Annotated in this window: 1 protein-coding gene; it reads right to left on the minus strand. The window is 42.3% G+C overall.

What is annotated here, in order from left to right:
- Positions 1 to 176: 176 nt before the first annotated feature.
- Positions 177 to 1,391, minus strand: a complete 1,215-nt coding sequence (locus BACFIN_RS10685; protein WP_007752779.1) for an IS256 family transposase — start codon at positions 1,389 to 1,391, stop codon at positions 177 to 179.
- Positions 1,392 to 1,509 lie beyond the last annotated feature (118 nt).

Here is a 1,509-nt window from a genome sequence, read left to right on the forward strand (position 1 = left end):
ATATTTAACCAATTTTATTACTATATTTGAAAACAGGATTCAAGTATAAAACCCGAATCCTGAAGTTTTCTATTTACACAAAATTGTGGACAGTGCCTATTTTTTCTCTAAAAACTCGTCGGTCGGGGAACGGCCAGCGCCAAGGGGCGGGACCACCTGTCCCGACGAGCGTAAAATTACAATAATTTAAACCGTTCTCCAAATTTTATGGCCAGTTGCTGTGAGATTGTAGCCCAATTGGCCAGTGGCATAGTCCACTTCTTCCGTATATTACGGTATGCAAGATAAACCAGTTTCTCAAGGGCTGTATCTGACGGGAACACGCCCTTGTTTTTTGTTACCTTACGGATTTGGCGGTGATACCCTTCAACGGTATTTGTAGTATATATAAGCTTACGGATAGCCGGAGTGTACTGGAAGTATTCGGACAGTTTATCCCAATTGTCCTGCCATGACCTGATGACGATAGGATACTGTTCACCCCATTTCTCTTCCAACTTAAGAAGTTCATTCTCTGCAGATTCTTTATTTACAGCCTGATAGACGCATTTCAAGTCCTTCAGGAATTCCTTTTGATTTTTGGAGCCCACATACTTGATGGAGTTACGAATCTGATGTACGACACAAAGCTGTACAGCAGTATTGGGATAAACACTTTGGATTGCTTCAGGAAAACCTTTCAAACCGTCTATACAGGCTATAAGGATATCTTCAACTCCACGGTTCTGGAGGTCTGTCAGCACACTGAGCCAGAAGTTTGCCCCCTCATTCCTTGATATATACATTCCGAGCAGCTCCTTATGTCCTTCCTTGTCAATACCCAGCACATTATAGATTGCACGTGTAACTGCACAACCACGTTCATCCGTTACCTTATAATGGATGGCATCCATCCAGACTATGGGATAGACAGAATCAAGCATACGTGATTTCCATGCCTTTATTTCCGGAAGTACACGGTCTGTAATGGAACTGATTGTATCTGCCGATACACGATTTCCAAGATTCTCTTCCATCCAGTCACTAATCTCACGTGTGCTGTTACCAAGAGCATACAGGCCGATTATACGGTCTGCTACGCCTTCTGCAAGAATGGTCTCACGCTTTTTAATGAATTGTGGTTCAAAACTTGAATTACGGTCACGGGGAGTGGAAACGGTTACCTCACCCAATGGAGTCTGGACCTGCTTTTGCATTTTCCCGTTACGGCGGTTACCCATTTGACGTTCCTCTTCTGTAAGATGTGCATCCATCTCACCTTCCAGAGCTGCATTCAGGATACTTTCCAATAAAGGGGCAAAAGCACCGTCTTTACCTAACAAGGGCTTACCTGCTTTCAGCTGTTCAATTGCCTTGTTCTTGATACTTTCAAAATCAAATTCTTCTTTCATAAAAAAACTGTGTTAGCAAAGTTAATATTTTATTTTAATCTTTGCTGACACAGTTTAATTTACATCCTCCAAACGTGCGTATGATTATCCTGTATGGAAGTTATGCGCAAGGTTGTCC

The sequence above is a fragment of the Bacteroides finegoldii DSM 17565 genome (assembly GCF_000156195.1).
In the GTDB taxonomy this organism is placed as follows: Bacteria; Bacteroidota; Bacteroidia; order Bacteroidales; family Bacteroidaceae; genus Bacteroides; species Bacteroides finegoldii.

Bases quoted from the DNA above. Each gene is read 5' to 3' on its own strand.
- BACFIN_RS10685 (WP_007752779.1), bottom strand. From the start codon at position 1,391: ATGAAAGAAGAATTTGATTTTGAAAGTATCAAGAACAAGGCAATTGAA.